The sequence below is a fragment of the Nitrosophilus labii genome (assembly GCF_014466985.1).
GTDB lineage: Bacteria > Campylobacterota > Campylobacteria > Campylobacterales > Nitratiruptoraceae > Nitrosophilus_A > Nitrosophilus_A labii.
Genome location: NZ_AP022826.1, coordinates 1,857,358 through 1,873,137, shown reverse-complemented (window position 1 = coordinate 1,873,137; position 15,780 = coordinate 1,857,358). Strand labels below are relative to the sequence as shown.

15 protein-coding genes, 1 tRNA gene and 2 pseudogenes are annotated in these 15,780 nt (G+C 33.3%); 8 read left to right on the top strand and 10 right to left on the bottom strand.

Annotation, left to right across the window (positions count from 1 at the left end; all coding sequences use genetic code 11):
- Nucleotides 1-38 precede the first annotated feature (38 nt).
- Nucleotides 39-1,254, top strand: a pseudogene (locus NIL_RS09505) (IS256 family transposase).
- 55 nt (nt 1,255-1,309) lie between these two features.
- Here NIL_RS09505 and NIL_RS11095 read toward each other — a convergent pair.
- Together NIL_RS11095 and NIL_RS09495 are read right to left on the bottom strand one after the other, a co-directional pair.
- Nucleotides 1,310-1,432: a hypothetical protein gene (locus NIL_RS11095; protein ID WP_281389197.1), complete on the bottom strand. Its 123-nt coding sequence runs from the start codon at nt 1,430-1,432 to the stop codon at nt 1,310-1,312.
- Nucleotides 1,433-1,592: 160 nt separating this feature from the next.
- Complete coding sequence (locus NIL_RS09495; RefSeq protein ID WP_187647529.1) at nt 1,593-2,759, bottom strand: IS256 family transposase; 1,167 nt, start codon at nt 2,757-2,759, stop codon at nt 1,593-1,595.
- Nucleotides 2,760-2,865: 106 nt separating this feature from the next.
- On the opposite strand from NIL_RS09495, the gene NIL_RS09490 reads away from it, so the two are divergent.
- Nucleotides 2,866-3,123, top strand: a complete 258-nt coding sequence (locus NIL_RS09490) for a BON domain-containing protein (protein ID WP_187647528.1) — start codon at nt 2,866-2,868, stop codon at nt 3,121-3,123.
- On the opposite strand, the gene NIL_RS09485 is transcribed toward NIL_RS09490, so the two are convergent.
- The 3 genes from NIL_RS09485 to NIL_RS09475 all read right to left on the bottom strand — a co-directional run bounded on the left by NIL_RS09485 (nt 3,092) and on the right by NIL_RS09475 (nt 6,876).
- Nucleotides 3,092-5,929 carry an EAL domain-containing protein gene (locus NIL_RS09485; protein WP_187647527.1) on the bottom strand — a complete coding sequence of 946 codons (2,838 nt, stop codon included), beginning with the start codon at nt 5,927-5,929 and terminating at the stop codon, nt 3,092-3,094. The genes NIL_RS09490 and NIL_RS09485 overlap by 32 nt on opposite strands.
- Before the next feature lie 103 nt (nt 5,930-6,032).
- Nucleotides 6,033-6,194: a PilZ domain-containing protein gene (locus NIL_RS11155; protein WP_370686708.1), complete on the bottom strand. Its 162-nt coding sequence runs from the start codon at nt 6,192-6,194 to the stop codon at nt 6,033-6,035.
- A 187-nt stretch (nt 6,195-6,381) separates the two neighbouring features.
- The gene (locus NIL_RS09475) at nt 6,382-6,876 is read right to left on the bottom strand and encodes a hypothetical protein (RefSeq protein ID WP_187647526.1); all 495 of its coding nucleotides are present in this window, start codon (nt 6,874-6,876) and stop codon (nt 6,382-6,384) included.
- Nucleotides 6,877-6,982: 106 nt separating this feature from the next.
- Between NIL_RS09475 and NIL_RS09470 the strand changes: the two are divergent.
- Nucleotides 6,983-7,621, top strand: a pseudogene (locus NIL_RS09470) (transposase).
- A gap of 347 nt (nt 7,622-7,968) precedes the next feature.
- On the opposite strand, the gene NIL_RS09465 reads toward NIL_RS09470, so the two are convergent.
- The 4 genes from NIL_RS09465 to dnaG all read right to left on the bottom strand — a co-directional run bounded on the left by NIL_RS09465 (nt 7,969) and on the right by dnaG (nt 11,101).
- Nucleotides 7,969-8,044, bottom strand: a tRNA-Ala gene (locus NIL_RS09465).
- A 30-nt stretch (nt 8,045-8,074) separates the two neighbouring features.
- Nucleotides 8,075-8,440: a diacylglycerol kinase gene (locus NIL_RS09460; protein ID WP_187647525.1), complete on the bottom strand. Its 366-nt coding sequence runs from the start codon at nt 8,438-8,440 to the stop codon at nt 8,075-8,077.
- Nucleotides 8,437-9,471 carry a 7-cyano-7-deazaguanine synthase gene (locus NIL_RS09455; RefSeq protein WP_216629256.1) on the bottom strand — a complete coding sequence of 345 codons (1,035 nt, stop codon included), beginning with the start codon at nt 9,469-9,471 and terminating at the stop codon, nt 8,437-8,439. Before NIL_RS09455 ends, NIL_RS09460 begins: the two co-directional genes overlap by 4 nt.
- Nucleotides 9,464-11,101, bottom strand: coding sequence for a DNA primase (dnaG, locus tag NIL_RS09450; RefSeq protein WP_187647524.1), 1,638 nt, complete (start codon nt 11,099-11,101; stop codon nt 9,464-9,466). Before dnaG ends, NIL_RS09455 begins: the two co-directional genes overlap by 8 nt.
- 232 nt (nt 11,102-11,333) lie before the next feature.
- On the opposite strand from dnaG, the gene NIL_RS09445 reads away from it, so the two are divergent.
- The 5 genes from NIL_RS09445 to NIL_RS09425 are packed head-to-tail and all read left to right on the top strand — an operon-like array spanning nt 11,334 to nt 15,235.
- The gene (locus tag NIL_RS09445; protein WP_187647523.1) at nt 11,334-12,353 is read left to right on the top strand and encodes a tetratricopeptide repeat protein; all 1,020 of its coding nucleotides are present in this window, start codon (nt 11,334-11,336) and stop codon (nt 12,351-12,353) included.
- A complete protein-coding gene (gene rnhA / locus NIL_RS09440) occupies nt 12,328-12,759 on the top strand; it encodes a ribonuclease HI (RefSeq protein ID WP_187647522.1) in 432 nt (143 codons plus the stop codon). Before NIL_RS09445 ends, rnhA begins: the two co-directional genes overlap by 26 nt.
- 55 nt (nt 12,760-12,814) lie before the next feature.
- Nucleotides 12,815-13,501 (top strand): ribonuclease III, encoded by a 687-nt coding sequence (rnc, locus tag NIL_RS09435; RefSeq protein ID WP_187647521.1) that lies wholly within the window; start codon nt 12,815-12,817, stop codon nt 13,499-13,501.
- A gap of 58 nt (nt 13,502-13,559) precedes the next feature.
- Nucleotides 13,560-14,636 carry a chorismate synthase gene (aroC, locus tag NIL_RS09430; RefSeq protein WP_187647520.1) on the top strand — a complete coding sequence of 359 codons (1,077 nt, stop codon included), beginning with the start codon at nt 13,560-13,562 and terminating at the stop codon, nt 14,634-14,636.
- Nucleotides 14,633-15,235, top strand: a complete 603-nt coding sequence (locus tag NIL_RS09425; RefSeq protein ID WP_187647519.1) for a DedA family protein — start codon at nt 14,633-14,635, stop codon at nt 15,233-15,235. Before aroC ends, NIL_RS09425 begins: the two co-directional genes overlap by 4 nt.
- Here NIL_RS09425 and rnhB read toward each other — a convergent pair.
- Complete coding sequence (gene rnhB, locus NIL_RS09420; protein ID WP_187648637.1) at nt 15,232-15,780, bottom strand: ribonuclease HII; 549 nt, start codon at nt 15,778-15,780, stop codon at nt 15,232-15,234. The genes NIL_RS09425 and rnhB overlap by 4 nt on opposite strands.

Sequence of the window (15,780 nt, the reverse complement as noted above, 5' to 3'; positions counted from 1 at the left end):
AGATTAGATAAAATTAAAGAATAAAAAGGATTTACACAATGAGGTATATCAATACAGAAGAGGTAAAAAAAGCTATCAAAGAGGGAAAGGGGATAGATATTGATGAGATCTTGGAAGAATTCAAAGGTCTTTTAAAAGAGGTTTATCAGACTGCTACAGAAGTAGAGTTAACTGAGCATTTAGGATATGAGAAGCATCAAGTTTCAGATAATCCAAATTATCGTAATGGGTACAGTGAAAAAACTTTAAAGTCCAAATATGGGGATATAGAGGTTAAGATACCAAGAGACAGAAACGCTACCTTCGAACCAAAGCTTATCAAGAAACGACAGACTCTCATAAAGGGGACAGAAGATTTAATTTTGTCTTTATATGCAAAAGGGATGAGTGAACAGATTTCAACACCATCTTGATGATTTATATGGGTATGAACTTTCTATTCAGACAATTTCCAATATAACAGAAGCAATAATAGATAAGGCAAAAGAGTGGCATAGTCGTCCGCTAGAGGCAATATATCCGATAATATTTATGGATGCTACAGTTTTAAAAATAAGAGTGGATAGAGTAGTTAAAAATATTGCTGCATATATAATGCTAGGCATAACTCTTGAAGGGAAAAAAGATATTCTTGGTATATGGATAGGTGAAAATGAAAGTTCTAAACAGTGGTTAACACTTTTAAATGAGATAAAAAACAGAGGTGTTGAAGATGTATTGATATTTGCAATAGACGGACTAAATGGATTTAAAGAGGCTATAGAGGCAGTTTATCCAAAGGCAGAAATTCAAAGATGTATTGTACACCAGATCAGAAATAGCCTAAAATTTGTATCTTGGAAAGATAGAAAAGAGGTAGCTAAAGATTTAAAGAGTATCTACACTTCATCAACCGAAGAAGAAGCAGAGCTTGCTCTTACAAATTTTAATGACAAATGGGGTCAAAAATATCCCCATATTACCCAGTCTTGGCAATCTAACTGGAATGAGCTATCTACATTTTTTAAATATCCCCAAGCTATAAGAAAACTGATTTATACGACAAATCCCATAGAATCGATAAATTCAAATATTAAAAAAAGAACAAAGTCTGTGGGTTCTTTTCCAACCATCGATTCAGCTTTTAAGCTTCTTTATCTTGCCACACAGGAGGTACAGCACAAATGGAGTAATACAAAAATCAGAAGCTGGAGTGAAATCTATCCTCAGCTTTGTATATTTTTCAGTGAAATTATGCAAAAATATACACGCTAAGGTTTTAAGGACTTTAGGTGGTTTACACAGTTTATTTTACAGTCCCTCTTGAAATCTAATTTTTTATAATCTCATCCACTCCTTTAAAAAATTCACAAATACTAACATCCAAAACTTTTGCAATCTTGGCTAAATGGGCGATGTTGAAGTGTTTTTTGTTTAGATAAATTTCTGCCATAGAAATAGTCCCACTGCTTTATGAGCTATTGCCAAAGCCAATGATAGCTGAGAGAAACCTTTTTCTTTTCTAATTTTTTTTACATTTTGTCCAATTTTTATAGATACTGTCAAGTTTTGTTCGCAATTTTCCTTCCCAGCAAGTTATATTTCATTGCATATCAAGCAGCTTTAAGCTGCGCTTCATAGATTTCCATCACCTCTTGAAGCTTTTGTGGATGAATATAACTTCTCTCAATCTCCCAGTCTTCAGTGTACTCCATCAAGTATGTAGCAATGAGCCTGAGATAAGACTCTCTTGATGGAAATATTGAGACAACTTTTGATCTTCTTCTGATCTCTTTGTTTATTCTCTCAAGTATATTGGTAGAACTTATCCTCCTTTTATCAATTTGCGGGAAGTGATAAAACTGCAGTGAATCTTCTAGTCCTTCTTGAAGCACTTCAATTGCTTCAGGGAATTTTTTGCGAAACTCCTCTATAATCATCTGTGCTATCATGAATGCATCTTTTTTGCTCTCTTGTAGCCAAATAGTTTTAAGTTTGGCTGCAAATTTCTCTTTTGCTTTAGGTGGAACATGAGCCAGGATATTACGCATAAAATGGACTTTACACCGTTGCCATGATGCGCCAATAAAACTCTCTTTGAAAGCCTTTTGAATCCCTAAATGTGCATCACTGACAAGAAGGGCAATCTTTTCTATGCCTCTTTGTTTGAGTTTATCAAAAAAACTCTTCCAGCTCTCTACGCTTTCATTGACAAAAGGCTCGATCGCCAATACTTCTCTTTTTCCTTCCAATGTCACACCATAGGCTATCATAATAGCGGTAGATACCACTCTTCCTTCATAGTCTCTCACTTTCTCATACAAAGCGTCAACCCTTGCGTTGGGATACTCTTTTTGCAGTGGTCTGTTTCGAAACTCTTCTACTTGTTCATCTAGCCCTTTGTTGATTTGTGATACCTGTGATGCACTGATATTCTCGATTCCAAGCTCTTTTGCCAAACGTTCTATCTTTCTTGTTGATATTCCATTGACGTATGCCTCTTTCACCATCGAAATCAGAGCCTGTTCACTTCTTCTCTTTTCGGTGATGAAAAAGGGAATGTAGCCACCTTTTCTTATCTTTGGAATCATAAGATAAACTGTCCCTAGTCTCGTATCGAACCTTCTTGGTCTATAACCACTGAAATAGCTTTTTCTCTCACTATTATGCTCACCTTTTTTAGCTCCAACTTTCATCTCGGACTCAATCTTCATCAACTGTTCCATCATCCATTTCATTATTGATAAAAGTGGATCTTCATCAACTACAAACTGTGTCATTATCTCTTTGAATATTTTTGTTTCATCTATTTTTTTGCTATTATTTCTTTTAGATTGGTTTCCTCCTACTTGCTTTATTCCTCACTGGGAAGTCTATCCAACTCTTTTGAAGATTTCAAAATCTAAAAAAGAGTCTTCAAGTGAAATTGCGAACTTTAGTGTACACTGTCAAATAGGTCTTGAAAAAGAGCTCTCTATAGGAGATATTTTAGTAAAATCTAACGGTGGCACTGTTGAGCTATACGGCAAAACAGACTTTAAAGAGAAAGCAGATAAAATTATTGACATTGCTCTAAAAACAAAAGGCGCTAAAAAGGTAGTATTCTATCTGATTATTTTTCAACGGGAGGTAATTTCTCTATAGGTAAAGGTTTTCCTATATAGTATCCTTGGGAGTAGTCTACTCCTATATCTTCAACTTTTTGCTGGATATCTTTTTCGCTTACAAATTCCGCTATTGTTTTAATACCCAAATCTTTTGTAAAATGAACAATTGCCTTAACAAGTGCTTCTGATTTTTCATCTTTTAATATATTTTTTATAAGAGAACTATCTATCTTTAAATAATCTATTCCCATATTTAAAATATATACAAAATTAGAATATCCGCTACCAAAATCATCTATGGCAGATTTACCTTCTAAGTTTTTTATTCTTTTAGTAAATTGAGCTACTAAATCATAATTTTCTACTTCTTCTGTCTCTGTAATCTCAATAACCACTCCCCTACAATTTACAAAACCTCTTTGATCACTTCCCCCAAATATTGCTCTTTTTTTCATATTGTACTCTTCAAGCTTATTCTCAATAAATTTAATGATATCAGGATTTACCAAATCTTGAGTAGAGATATTTAAAGATAGCTCTTCACATCTGTTTTCAAAAGCTTTAAAAGATTTCTTAATCATTATTTTTGTGACTTTTGTATAAAGTTTTGCTTTTTTAGCAATATCCAAAAAGAAAAACGGAGACACTATAGTACCATCTTCATCTATAAGTCTAACCAATGCTTCATATTTTTCTATTTTTTTAGTTTTATTGTTGTAAATCGGCTGAAAATATGGAATGATTCTATCTTCTTCTATAGCCTTTTTAATTTTTGTTACCCAATCTAAAGTTTGTTTATATTCAGATTTAGCACTTTTAGATTCATCATAATAAACAATTTTCTCACTATATCTTTTTATCTTTTTTATAGAAGTATCTGCATCTAAAAGAATCTTTTCAGCATCTTTACTATCATTTTTAATAAGCGCTATTCCAGCTTTTAAAAGAATTTTTATCTCATGCTCTTTATAGAAAAATACAATATCTTCAAGCGTTTGTATTATGATTTGTGTAAACTTAAATACCTCATCCTTTTTTCTTTTTATAAAAGATATAAAAGCAAATTCATCAGAAGGAAGACGATAAGCTCTCCAGCCATTTTGTTCAAATTTCTTCAATACTTTTGCAATCTCTTTTAAAACAATGTTACCAGCTTCATATCCATAAATATCATTTAGTTGTCTAAAATCATCTATATTAATAATTATTATGCTATATGCTTTTTTGTTTTTTATATCTTCAATCAGCTTGGTTCTATTTGGCAAAGAGGTCAAAGTGTCATAATAGAGCATACGCTTTATATGCTCTTGAGCTCTTATAAGTTCTGTTATGTCAACTCTAACTGCAACAAACTCTTCTATCTCTCCTTTCTCGTCAAGAATAGGAACTACGGAGGTTTTCATCATCAAATCTTTTTCATATTTTGTTTTAACATTCAAAATATCCTTCCAAATCTTCCTAGCTAAAGTAGTTTTCCGTATATCCTCTAATATTTTCCCGGATATTTCAATATCATAAAATAGATCATCATTTTTACCCAATATTTCTTCTATCTTATATCCCATTTTATTTAAAAAAGATTCATTTGCATAAGTAATCTCACCATATTTGTTACTTTTGGTCACAAGAGTTGCGCTATCAAGTGCAATCTGATACCATTTAAGATAGTTAATGTGCCTATTTATCTGAACCGCCATAGTATTAAAAGCTTCCGAAATTTCTCTCATTTCATCATCTGTTTTAATATTCAAAGATGTTAAATAATTTCCCATCGAAAAATTCCTAATAGCTTTTTTAAACTCATCTAGAGGTCTGTCTATAGAAAAGAAAAAACCTAAAAAAAGGTAACTCACCATTAAAATCATCAGTAAAAGTCCCAAGGATAGTAAAAAAATATTTCTAAATATCTCGATTTTTCTTTTTTGAAGATCTGTTTCAAATCTTTGAAGCAAAAGAGTATAGAAACTATCAATATTCTCTATAACATTTGTAGCGTAACTAAAAAATTTCTTTGGAGCCATCCGCTCTCTTTGATAAATTAAATCTTTAATGGTAAATATATAGTGTTCAACGCTTTTTTTCATAAGTCCAAATTCTTTTTCAAGTTCTTGAATATCACTATTGTTTTGTATATAATGAATTATAGCATTGGCTAAAGTATTTACTTCAGAAAAAAGAATTGTTATAAGATTTTGTATATTTTCTATTTCGCTATTTTTAATCTTCTCTTTTATCAAAATTCCGGCTATATAACCTCTTATCTTTCCTGCATACTCTTGTATATTTGGTAGTGTATCAAACAAAGATACTATCAAATAGTGGTTATTAATATTTTTATCTTGATTAATCCCATATAAATTGGCAATCTCTTTTTGTAAGTCAATCAAATTACTTACCAATTTAGTATGAAGTTTAAAGCTTTGCTCTTTATCCCTAATATTTTCAAGTTTTAATTTTGACCATATCTCTTTGATATTTTTGATTTTTTTACTGTTAGTTACATAAGTTCCAAAATTTTTGTCAATATTTTTCAGACGTAAAAAAAATGCTTCCACCTTTTTTTCATTTTCTTCTATACTTTTTTTAAAAGTTTTTTCTCCTATCAAATATCCCTGCATCATTCCTCTATGCTGTTGAACAAGCTCTATAAGCTCTTTTAAAGGATAGATAAATTTAATGGCCATTTGTTCTTTTTCTATAGTATTTAACTCTTCATAAAAAGATTTGTAAGTAAAATAGGAGGGAACTATAAAAGGAATAATAAGAGAAATTATTATTACAGCGATCTTCTTTTTAAAACTAAGCTTTCCAAAAAATATTACTACAGGTTTTAAAAAACTCAAACCAATTCCTTAGTTCTTTTATAATCTCAAATTGTTTCTCAAGAACATATTCAGCCAACTCACTCTCAACTTCATTATTTAATTTAAACTCAATATCGGTTTTTTAAACATTTTCTATAGTATATATTATAATCCCTTTTGCTTTGATAAGTTTTTCATTCAGCTCAAATTTAACAAAAGCTTCATCATCTTTTTGCAAATTCTCTATAAAGTCTGTATATATTCCTATACCTCCTATTGAAATATCATTGATAATATCATGGATTTTCTCTCTATTTTTCTCAATTTATACAAGTATAGGCTCTTTTGGTTGTACTTTAACAAAACGTCTTTTTTTTTAGGAAGTTTCGTAAACTCAAAATCAGAAATTATAATATAATCAAACTTTTTATAAAGCACTATTTTTGCTTTTATAGGTTTTGGGAAGAAGGTATTTTCAAGTATAAAATTTTTTATTCTTCTTTAAATGTGTTGTAATTACACTTTTGAATATCTAAAACTACTTCTTTATCTTCTACTCTTTTTAAAAAAGATTTACATACTACAAGGACATCTTTATAAAAATCGATAATATCTACTTTGTTGTTACTGTTTATACTATTTTGAAAAAGAGCGATTATTATCTCCTCATCTTTTTTACTTTTCTCGCTCTCCATTTTGTTAAGTTCATCTTCTATTTCTTGATAATATTTTGAATATGCTCTATCAACTTGTACTAAATAAATATCTATTAAAGATATAAGGCTTTTAATAGCGTCATAATCTGTCTTTTTATCCAAAATATAATCGATAAAATCTCTTGTGAGTTTTAGTGTAGACTTAATAAGCACCTCTTTTAGATCAATTTTGCTTTTTGCTACTTTATATGCAAAATTGTATAGCTGACAGTGTACACTAAAGTTCGCAATTTTACTTGAAGACTCTTTTTGAGATTTTGAAATCTTCAAAAGAGTTGGATGGACTTTCCAGTAAGGAATAAAGCAAGTATGAGGAAACCAATCTAAAAGAAATAATAGCAAAAAAATAGATGAGACAAAAATATTTAAAGAGATAATGATGCAGCTTGTGGGAGAGGAGGTTCCACTTTTATCAATGATGAAATGGATGACGGAGCAATTGATGAGGATAGAGTCTGAGATAAAAGTTGGAGCTAAAAAAGGAGAGCACAGTTGCGAGAGAAAAAGCTATTTTAGCGGCTATCGTCCAAGAAGGTTCGATACAAGGTTAGGTATGGAAGAGCTTTTTCGATAAACTCAAACAAAGAGGAGTGCAAAAGATTGCTCTTTTAATCAGTGATGTACATCAAGGGATTCAAAAAGCTTTTAAAGCAAGTTTCGTCTATGCATCGCGGCAACAACGGTGCAAAGTATGCTTTATGCGTAATATATTGGCCATATACCTCATAGAGCAAAAGAATCCTTTGCAGCAAAACTAAAACGGTTCTGGCTGCAAAATAACAAAAAGGAAGCTTGTCTTATGGCTGAAGCTATTATTGAAGAATTTAGCAAAAAATTCCCTGAAGCAATTGAAGTTTTACAAAATGGATTAGAGGATTTACTGCAATTTTATCACTTCCCACAAATCGATAATATGGAATATACTAAAGATTGGAAAATTGAAAGAAGCTATATCAAACCAGACAAGCTTCATGAGGTTATGAAAATCTATGAGGCGCAGCTTAAAGTTGCTTGATATGCAATGAAATATAACTTGCTGGGAAGGAAAATTGCGATTTTTTCTTGACATTATCCTTTAACGATTTGTTGATTTTTGAAGAAAATTTTTCAAAAAATTTTAAAATTAAAAAAAAAGGAGGCAAGTATGGTTACAAAAATGTTAAAAACCACTTTTTTAGAAAGGTTTACTACAATTTTTTACAAAGCGCTAAACTCTTTTTTGAGAAGTTTTGAGTAGGTTTGAAAATTAACAAAATAACTTACCGCTTCTCCCTATGCAATTACAATGCACTGCATATATGCTCGAAGCCCTAAAGTGTGTTAGTAATTTTTTCGTCAAGCAGTTGTCGAAAAAATTCCATATGGTGGAGCGTACCGGGCTCGAACCGGTGACCTCCACGCTGCCAGCGTGGCGCTCTCCCAGCTGAGCTAACGCCCCGGAAGCAGTGAAATTATATCAAACTTTTTTCTAATTTCCAAATTCATACACCAAAACCGCACACCAGATACCCAAAGTCATAAATAAAGAGAGTAAAACCGCGGCGGCCCCAGCATCTTTTGCATGTTTTGCTAAAGGGTGTATTTCTTTTGTTACAAGGTCAACAACTCTCTCTACGGCACTGTTTAAAAGTTCAGTTATTAAAGGTATTAACATGGCTGTCTGCATAACGATTTTAGACAATATCGTTATAGGCAAAAGCCATATAACGATAGTAAATATAAAAAAAGCGTAAACCTCTATCTTAAACGAAGTTTCCGTTTGAAAAGCCTCGATTAAACCATCTATAGCGTATTTCGCATTTTTAAAAAGCGAGTATTTGGGTTGGTTTCTCATTTTACGAAAAACCCTTTTACTTTATCTTTGCTCTCATACGGAGAGACTTTGAAGCTATCCTCCCCTATCTTAACTTCGTAAAGCTCTTCTGGTTTGGCCTTTGAGTAGGTTAGAGCTATTTTTGCCGCAAGTTCTTTGTCGTTATTAGTTGCGTTTTTGGATATAAGTGAAATAGGTCCTGGCAGAGGAAGGGTAAATTTGATATATTTATGCGAATCTATCGCTTTGAGCTTTTCATTTTCATCTTTGTTTCTGCTGACTACCAGTTTGGCACCTTCAGGCAGCCTAAAGTGTCTTCCAACTTTCAAAACCGGTATATCCTCTACCTCGAATTTGTCATATTTTATAAAATCTCTGATCTTTTCGCTAAAGTATTCATCAGTGAGCAGACAGCCTCCTGATGGAGAAGGATAGTCCTCTATACCCCATTTTTTTGCTAGTTCCATCTGTCTTTCTCTGCTTCTTCCACTGATGTCGAGCAGTTTTTCTCTGTTTACCCATCCCTCTTTTTCAGGTATTGTAGGAGGAAGAAGTTTTGCACTAAGAGGCCTTAGTATTAGTCCCTCCGCATTGCTGAATTCGCTGACGATTTTTAGTGCGTCCATTCTTTGGCTCATCGGTCTTTGCCCTAAAACTTCGCCGCTTATTATAAATTTAGCGTCCAGTTTTTTGAGCAAAGCCTTTGCTACTCTCACCATGTGTGCGTGACAGTCAATGCAGGGGTTGAAGTTTTTGCCATAGCCATATTTAGGATCGAAAAGCACTTTTTGTATATACTCCTCTCTAACATCTACAATCTGTAGTTTTGCTCCTATTTTATCGGTGAGTTTTCTAAGCTTTTCTTGCTTTTCGTGGGCATCTTTCGCACCTCCAAAGCCGGTTTCGAAATAGAGACCTATTACCTCTATTCCTTGCTCTATAATCAGCTTCATAGCCAAAAGACTATCTAGCCCTCCACTAAAGAGAGCCAAGGCTCTTATTTTTTGCTCTTTTTGTTCATCGCTTTTTTGAATTTCTTTTATCTCAGTCATAGATGGCCAATTCTCCTCTTTTTAGTTTTGTTATAAGATCTTTATATTTTCTTATTTTAAAGCTTTTTTCTTCAAAAGATATATCTTTTGCTTTAACAAGAGTCTTAAGTTTTTGTTCGTAGTATTTTATCAAAAAAATTAATAATTCCTTTTTTAGTTCATCCTCTTTGTATGTTTTTATATCATCATCCAAAAGTATAGATATCAGTTTTGGATGATCGCTTTTTTGCTCAAGCAAAAGTTTAAACTCCTCTTTGTGATAGTTAAAGTGTCTTTCATCGATATAGTCTAAGACGGTATTTATGAGATTTGGTTCAGCAAGAAGTGTTTTTATGATGGTAAGCTCTTTGGTATCTTTATTTTGTGAAAGTTTGTTTTCATAATTTTTAAAGCTTTTTGATAGTTTTATCTTCCCGGGGGTAATGTTTAATAAAGCTGCAACAAAATGTTTATACTCCTCTTGAAGCAAGGAAGAGAGTGTTTTTAAAAACTCGATCGATTCGTTTAAAGCTTTCTCTTTTTCTATTGGAGAGTTTATGTCGTATTTTTGTACCGTCTTTTCTAAAACAAACTCAATAAATGGTTTTGGGTGTCTAAATATATTTTCAAGTTCCTCTACTTTTCCCTCTTTTACCATATCGGCAGGATCTTTGTCGCCTTCAAACAAAACCACTCCTCCTTCCATATCGGAAGCACTAAGCATTTTAGCTGCTTTTAAGGCTGCTGCTACTCCGGCTTGGTCTCCGTCATAAGCCAAGACTACTTTTGGTTCACCTCTCCTTAAAAGAGGTAAATGATCTTTTGTAAGGGCAGTTCCAAGAGTTGCCACTGCATTTGTAAATCCTGCTTGATGAAGCATAACTACATCTAGATATCCTTCTGTTACGATCATCTTTTTGGTTTTGAAGATTTTATTCTTTGCAAGATGATATCCGTATAGGAGTTTTGATTTGTTAAAGAGTTTTGTTTGAGGGGAATTTATATATTTTGCTGGATGATTTGTTATTGTTCTGCCTCCAAAACCTACAAGCCTGCCGTTTGGAGAGTAGATAGGAAATGTTATTCTCTCTATCAATCTTGCATATACTTTGCTGTTTTCAACAGCTAAAATACCTGCTTCAACTGCTTCTTGAAATGGGATAAATTTAGACTTTAAATATTGAAGCGTTTCGTTTGATGAAGGAGCAAAACCTATTTCAAACTTTTCTATGCTAGATTCAAAAACTCCTCTTTTTTTTAGATATTGCTTAGCTTTTTCATTTTGATCAATCGTTTTTTTGTAAAATCTGTTTATCTCGTTTAAAACTTTAAAAAGATCTTGTCCTTTATCTTTATCGCCAGAATATTTTAGATCTATATTGAACATAGAAGCCAGTTTTTCAACGGCTTCGGGATAGGAGAGTTTTTCATACTCCATTACAAATTTTATAGCATCTCCTCCCACACCACACCCGAAACAGTGAAATATCTGTTTTGCGGGGCTAACAACGAAACTAGGCGTATCTTCGTTGTGAAAAGGGCAGAGTGCTTTAAAATTTGCTCCGCTTTTTTTAAGTTCGAGGTAGTTTCCTACAACATCTACTATGTCAATTCTACTTTTTAGCTGTTCTATGGACGTTTTATCTATCATATCTCCATTATAGCATATTGTTTTAACCCGGATTTTGCAATAGAATTTGTTTCAGTAGTGCTTTTGCTTGAGATTTAGAGGTTTTTTAAAAATTTTGAAGGCTTATCTACAAGGTGATAAGTCAAAAAAATTTTTGATTGCCTATAAACTTAATGAATAGTACTAATGTGATAAAGTCTATTGTAAAATCCGGGTTTATAGTATAATAAAACCAAAAAAAGCAGGGAAGGTTTTGGAAAACTTCTTACTTGAGTACAGAGATCCACTTTTTGGCATATTGGTTTTTTTAATTCTCGTTTTTATAGTATCTTTTTTCAGCTACTGGTGGGCCTGGTACAAAAGAAAAGAGCAAGATGACGAAATAGCCAGATTTTTTGCAAAATTTGAAGAGAGTGCGGATGAAGAGATCTTAAATATAGAAAAAGAAAAAGATACCAAAAAAGCATTTTTGCTTTTGGCTTCTGCATTTGAGAGAAGTGGAGATTTTGAAAAGGCTATAGCGATATATGTCAACCTTTCCAAAAGTGAGGAAAAACCAAAAGAGAGGCAAGAACTTTTAAAAAAACTGGGTTTTATCTACTTTAAAGCAGGTTTTTTGGAAAAATCAAGAGAGATTTTTTTGGAGTCCTTGAAGTTTTATCCAAGGGATAAAGAGGCGTTGAGGTTTTTGATGGTCATTTATGAAAGACTTCAACAATATGATAAAGCGAAAGAAGTTTTAGAGTCACTAGAAGAACTGGGAGAAGGTAAAGAGGAAAAAAATTATTTTAAAGCTCTAGATATTGTGAAAAATATGAAAAATGATGACAAGACGCTTCTTGAAATTTATAAAAACTCCTCTTTGCACGTTAGATTGATATTTGAATATCTTTTCAAAAAAGATCCTAAAAAAGCTTGGGAGAAATTAAAGAGTAAAGATTATAAGAAACTTAGTGATCTTTTTTGGAACCTTCCAAAAGAAAATGTGGATATGAATGTTGTAAAAAAGAGTGACTTTTTGTCTCAGCTTTACAGTGCAAAAGGGTATGCTAGACTTAAAAATGAGAGTGAGGTGTTTGAGTTTGATGTTCTTTTAAATCTAAATAAAGATATTGCCGATTTGGATTTTGAGTATATATGCGAAGAGTGCAAACAGGTTTTCCCTTTTTCTTTTAGCAGATGCCCTAGCTGTTTGATAGCTAGAAGTCCCAAGGTAGAGTTGATGTTGACAAAAAAGAGAGGAAATAATGAAGAAAGTATATCTTTTCAGTGACGGCTCCTCGTTGGGAAATCCGGGTCCCGGAGGGTACTGCGCTATTCTTAGATATAAAAGCAGCGAAAAAATCATAAAAGGTTCAGAACCTCAAACAACTAATAACAGAATGGAGCTAAAAGCCGTTATCGAGGGACTAAAGAGACTTAAAGAGCCTTGTGAAGTGGTAATATATAGTGATTCTAATTATGTTGTAAAAGCTATAAATGAATGGCTTGAGGGCTGGATAAAAAAAGATTTTAAAAATGTAAAAAATATAGATTTGTGGAAAGAGTATATAAAAGTTAGCGAACCTCATAAGATAGAGGCTGTTTGGATAAGGGGACACAGCGGACACAAAGAGAATGAATTATGTGATAAAATAGCGAAGAGTGAAGCGGAGAAAGTTAGAAAGTCAGAAAGTTGAGAAACTCTTTCTCACTCTCTAACTCTCTCTTTCTTGCTTTTCGTGAGGAGGAGTTATGCAACAGAGTTTGAGAAAATTTGAAGAGAGGCTTGGTTACACCTTTAAAAATAGAAACCTATTGATAGAGGCTTTAACGCATAAAAGCTACAAAAAACCGTATAACAATGAAAGGCTGGAGTTTTTAGGTGATGCAGTACTAGACCTTGTAATAGGCGAGTATCTCTTTTTCAAATTTCCAAATGCAAATGAGGGAGAACTTTCTAAGATGAGAGCTTCTTTGGTAAACGAAGATGGTTTTGCCAGGCTTGCAAATGAGCTCGAACTTGGAAAATATATCTTTATTTCTGCTGCTGAGGAGAATAACAACGGTAGAAACAAACCCTCTTTGCTCTCAAACGCTTTTGAAGCTGTTATGGGCGCTATATATTTAGAAAGTGGTTTGGATGAGGTAAAAAAGATAACTTTGAAACTTCTTGAGAAAATTTATCCTAAAATAGATCTAAATACTCTTTTTAAAGATTATAAAACTACCCTTCAAGAACTGACTCAGGCAAAATACGGTACAACTCCGGAGTATAAACTGATAAGTTCTTATGGCCCTGATCACAAAAAAGAGTTTGAAGTAGCAGTTTTGCTGCATGGTGAGATGCTTTCCAGCGCAAAAGGAAAAAGTAAAAAAGCGGCTCAGCAAGAGGCAGCTAAAAAAGCGCTCGAAATTTTGAAAAAGAGCGATAAGTTATGAGTAATGGAGAACAATTTGCTTTTCACTTGTTACTTGTTCTTTACTAAAAAGGGAGATAATGAACAGTTTCGGTATAAAGTTTAAGTTTACCACTTTTGGAGAGTCACACGGAAAGGCAATTGGTTGTGTTGTTGACGGAGTTCCTGCAGGACTTTGTATAGATGAAGATTTTATTCAAAGTGAACTCGATAGAAGAAGACCGGGACAAAACCAGTTTGCAACAGCAAGAAAAGAGAGTGACAAAGTAGAGATTTTAAGCGGCGTTTTTGAAGGAAAATCGACAGGAACGCCTATAGCAATGGTGATTTTCAACAAGGATCAAAAAAGTAAAGACTATTCAAACATAAAAGATATTTTCCGCCCGGGACATGCTGATTTTACCTACTGGTACAAATATGGAATAAGAGATTATAGAGGAGGTGGAAGAAGCAGTGCGAGAGAAACTGCTGCAAGAGTTGCCGCAGGTGCTGTTGCAAAACTTTTTTTAAAAGAGTTTGGTATAGAGGTAAAGGGGGGAGTTTTTGAAATAGCCGGAATAAAAGCTAAAAAGAAAGATTTTGATTATGCGAGAAAAAGTGAGATTTTTGCGCTAGACCCTGATATAGAAGAGAAACAAAAAGAGGCAATTCTTAGTGCTAAAAATGAGCATGATAGCGTAGGCGGTGCTGTTATAGTAAGAGCTACCAACATTCCAGTAGGGCTAGGAGAACCTATATATTACAAGCTTGATGCGCTTTTGGCAGATGCGCTGATGAGTATAAACGCGGCTAAAGCGGTAGAAATAGGTTTGGGATGCGAGAGTGCTAAAATCAAAGGGAGCCAAAATAATGATCAGATTTCTAAAAACGGTTTTTTGAGCAACAATGCAGGCGGTATTTTAGGAGGGATCTCAAACGGAGAGCCAATTGAGGCAAAACTCTATTTTAAACCCACACCATCAATTTTCAAAAAACAAAAAACTGTAGATATCTATGGAAAGGAAACTGAATTTGAATTAAAAGGAAGACACGATCCTTGTGTGGCTATTAGAGGTAGTGTGGTTGCGGAAGCTATGACGGCTTTAGTTTTAGCAGATTTGCTTTTGCTTAATGCTACTTCCAAACTAGAAAGTGTTAAAAAGGTATATCTCTCATGAAAGAGATCGTTGATTTTATAGTCAATCTTATAGGAGACTTAGGCTATATAGGGATCTTTTTTATGATGTTTTTGGAAAGCTCATTTTTCCCTTTTCCAAGTGAAGTTGCTATGATACCGGCCGGTTATATTGCCAGCAAAGGAGAGATGGATATATTTGTGGCTTTTTTAGCAGGTGCCGGCGGTTCTTTAGCAGGTGCACTATTTAATTATATACTTGGATACAGGCTTGGACGCCCTTTTTTATTAAAATATGGTAGATATTTTTTTCTAAAAGAGAGTTCTTTGGAAAAAGTGGAAAACTTTTTTCAAAAATATGGTTATGCGAGCACTTTTTTTGGAAGATTGGTTCCAGGTATAAGACAGTATATCTCTTTGCCGGCAGGTCTTGGAAAGATGAAGCTGGTACAATTTAGTATATACACATTTTTAGGTGCAGGTATTTGGTGTGCTATACTTTTAGCTCTTGGATACTTTTTAGGAGAGAATGAAGAGAAGATTCATCAGACATTGCACTGGATTTTGGGTTTTATAATATTTGTTATAATAGTCGTTTTTTACTACTATTACAACAAAAACAAAAAAGTTTTTGCCAATTAAAAAAGTGTAGGTTGTAAAGCTTTAGGGCGAAAGCTTTTTCTGTGTATTTCGCAAAGACCGTATTTTTTGATGAGCTCTATATGCTCTTTTGTCGGATAGCCTTTATGTTTGCAAAAATTATACTCTGGATATTTTAACGATAGTTCACACATTATCTTATCTCTTGTAACTTTTGCTAAGATAGAGGCTGCCATTACCTCTTTGATTTTCATATCTGCCTTTATAACCGGTTCTATCTCTTTTACTCCAAATTTTGAATTTCCGTCGAAAATATATTTGTGAGCTTCCAAACAGGAGATTATCTCTTTTAGGGCTTTTGTTATACAAAAAGAGAGACCTTTCTCATCTATGGTTTTATTATCAATTATTACAATTTTATGGTGGCTTGCATTTTTGATCTTTTCAAAAAGAGTCTCTCTCTTTTTTTCATCTAGTAGTTTTGAGTCGTTGAGTTTATATACTTTTTTTTCAAACACTACTCCAGCAACCACCAGTGGTCCAGCCAGTGGTCCGCGTCCAGCCTCATCAATCCCGCAAACTACCAT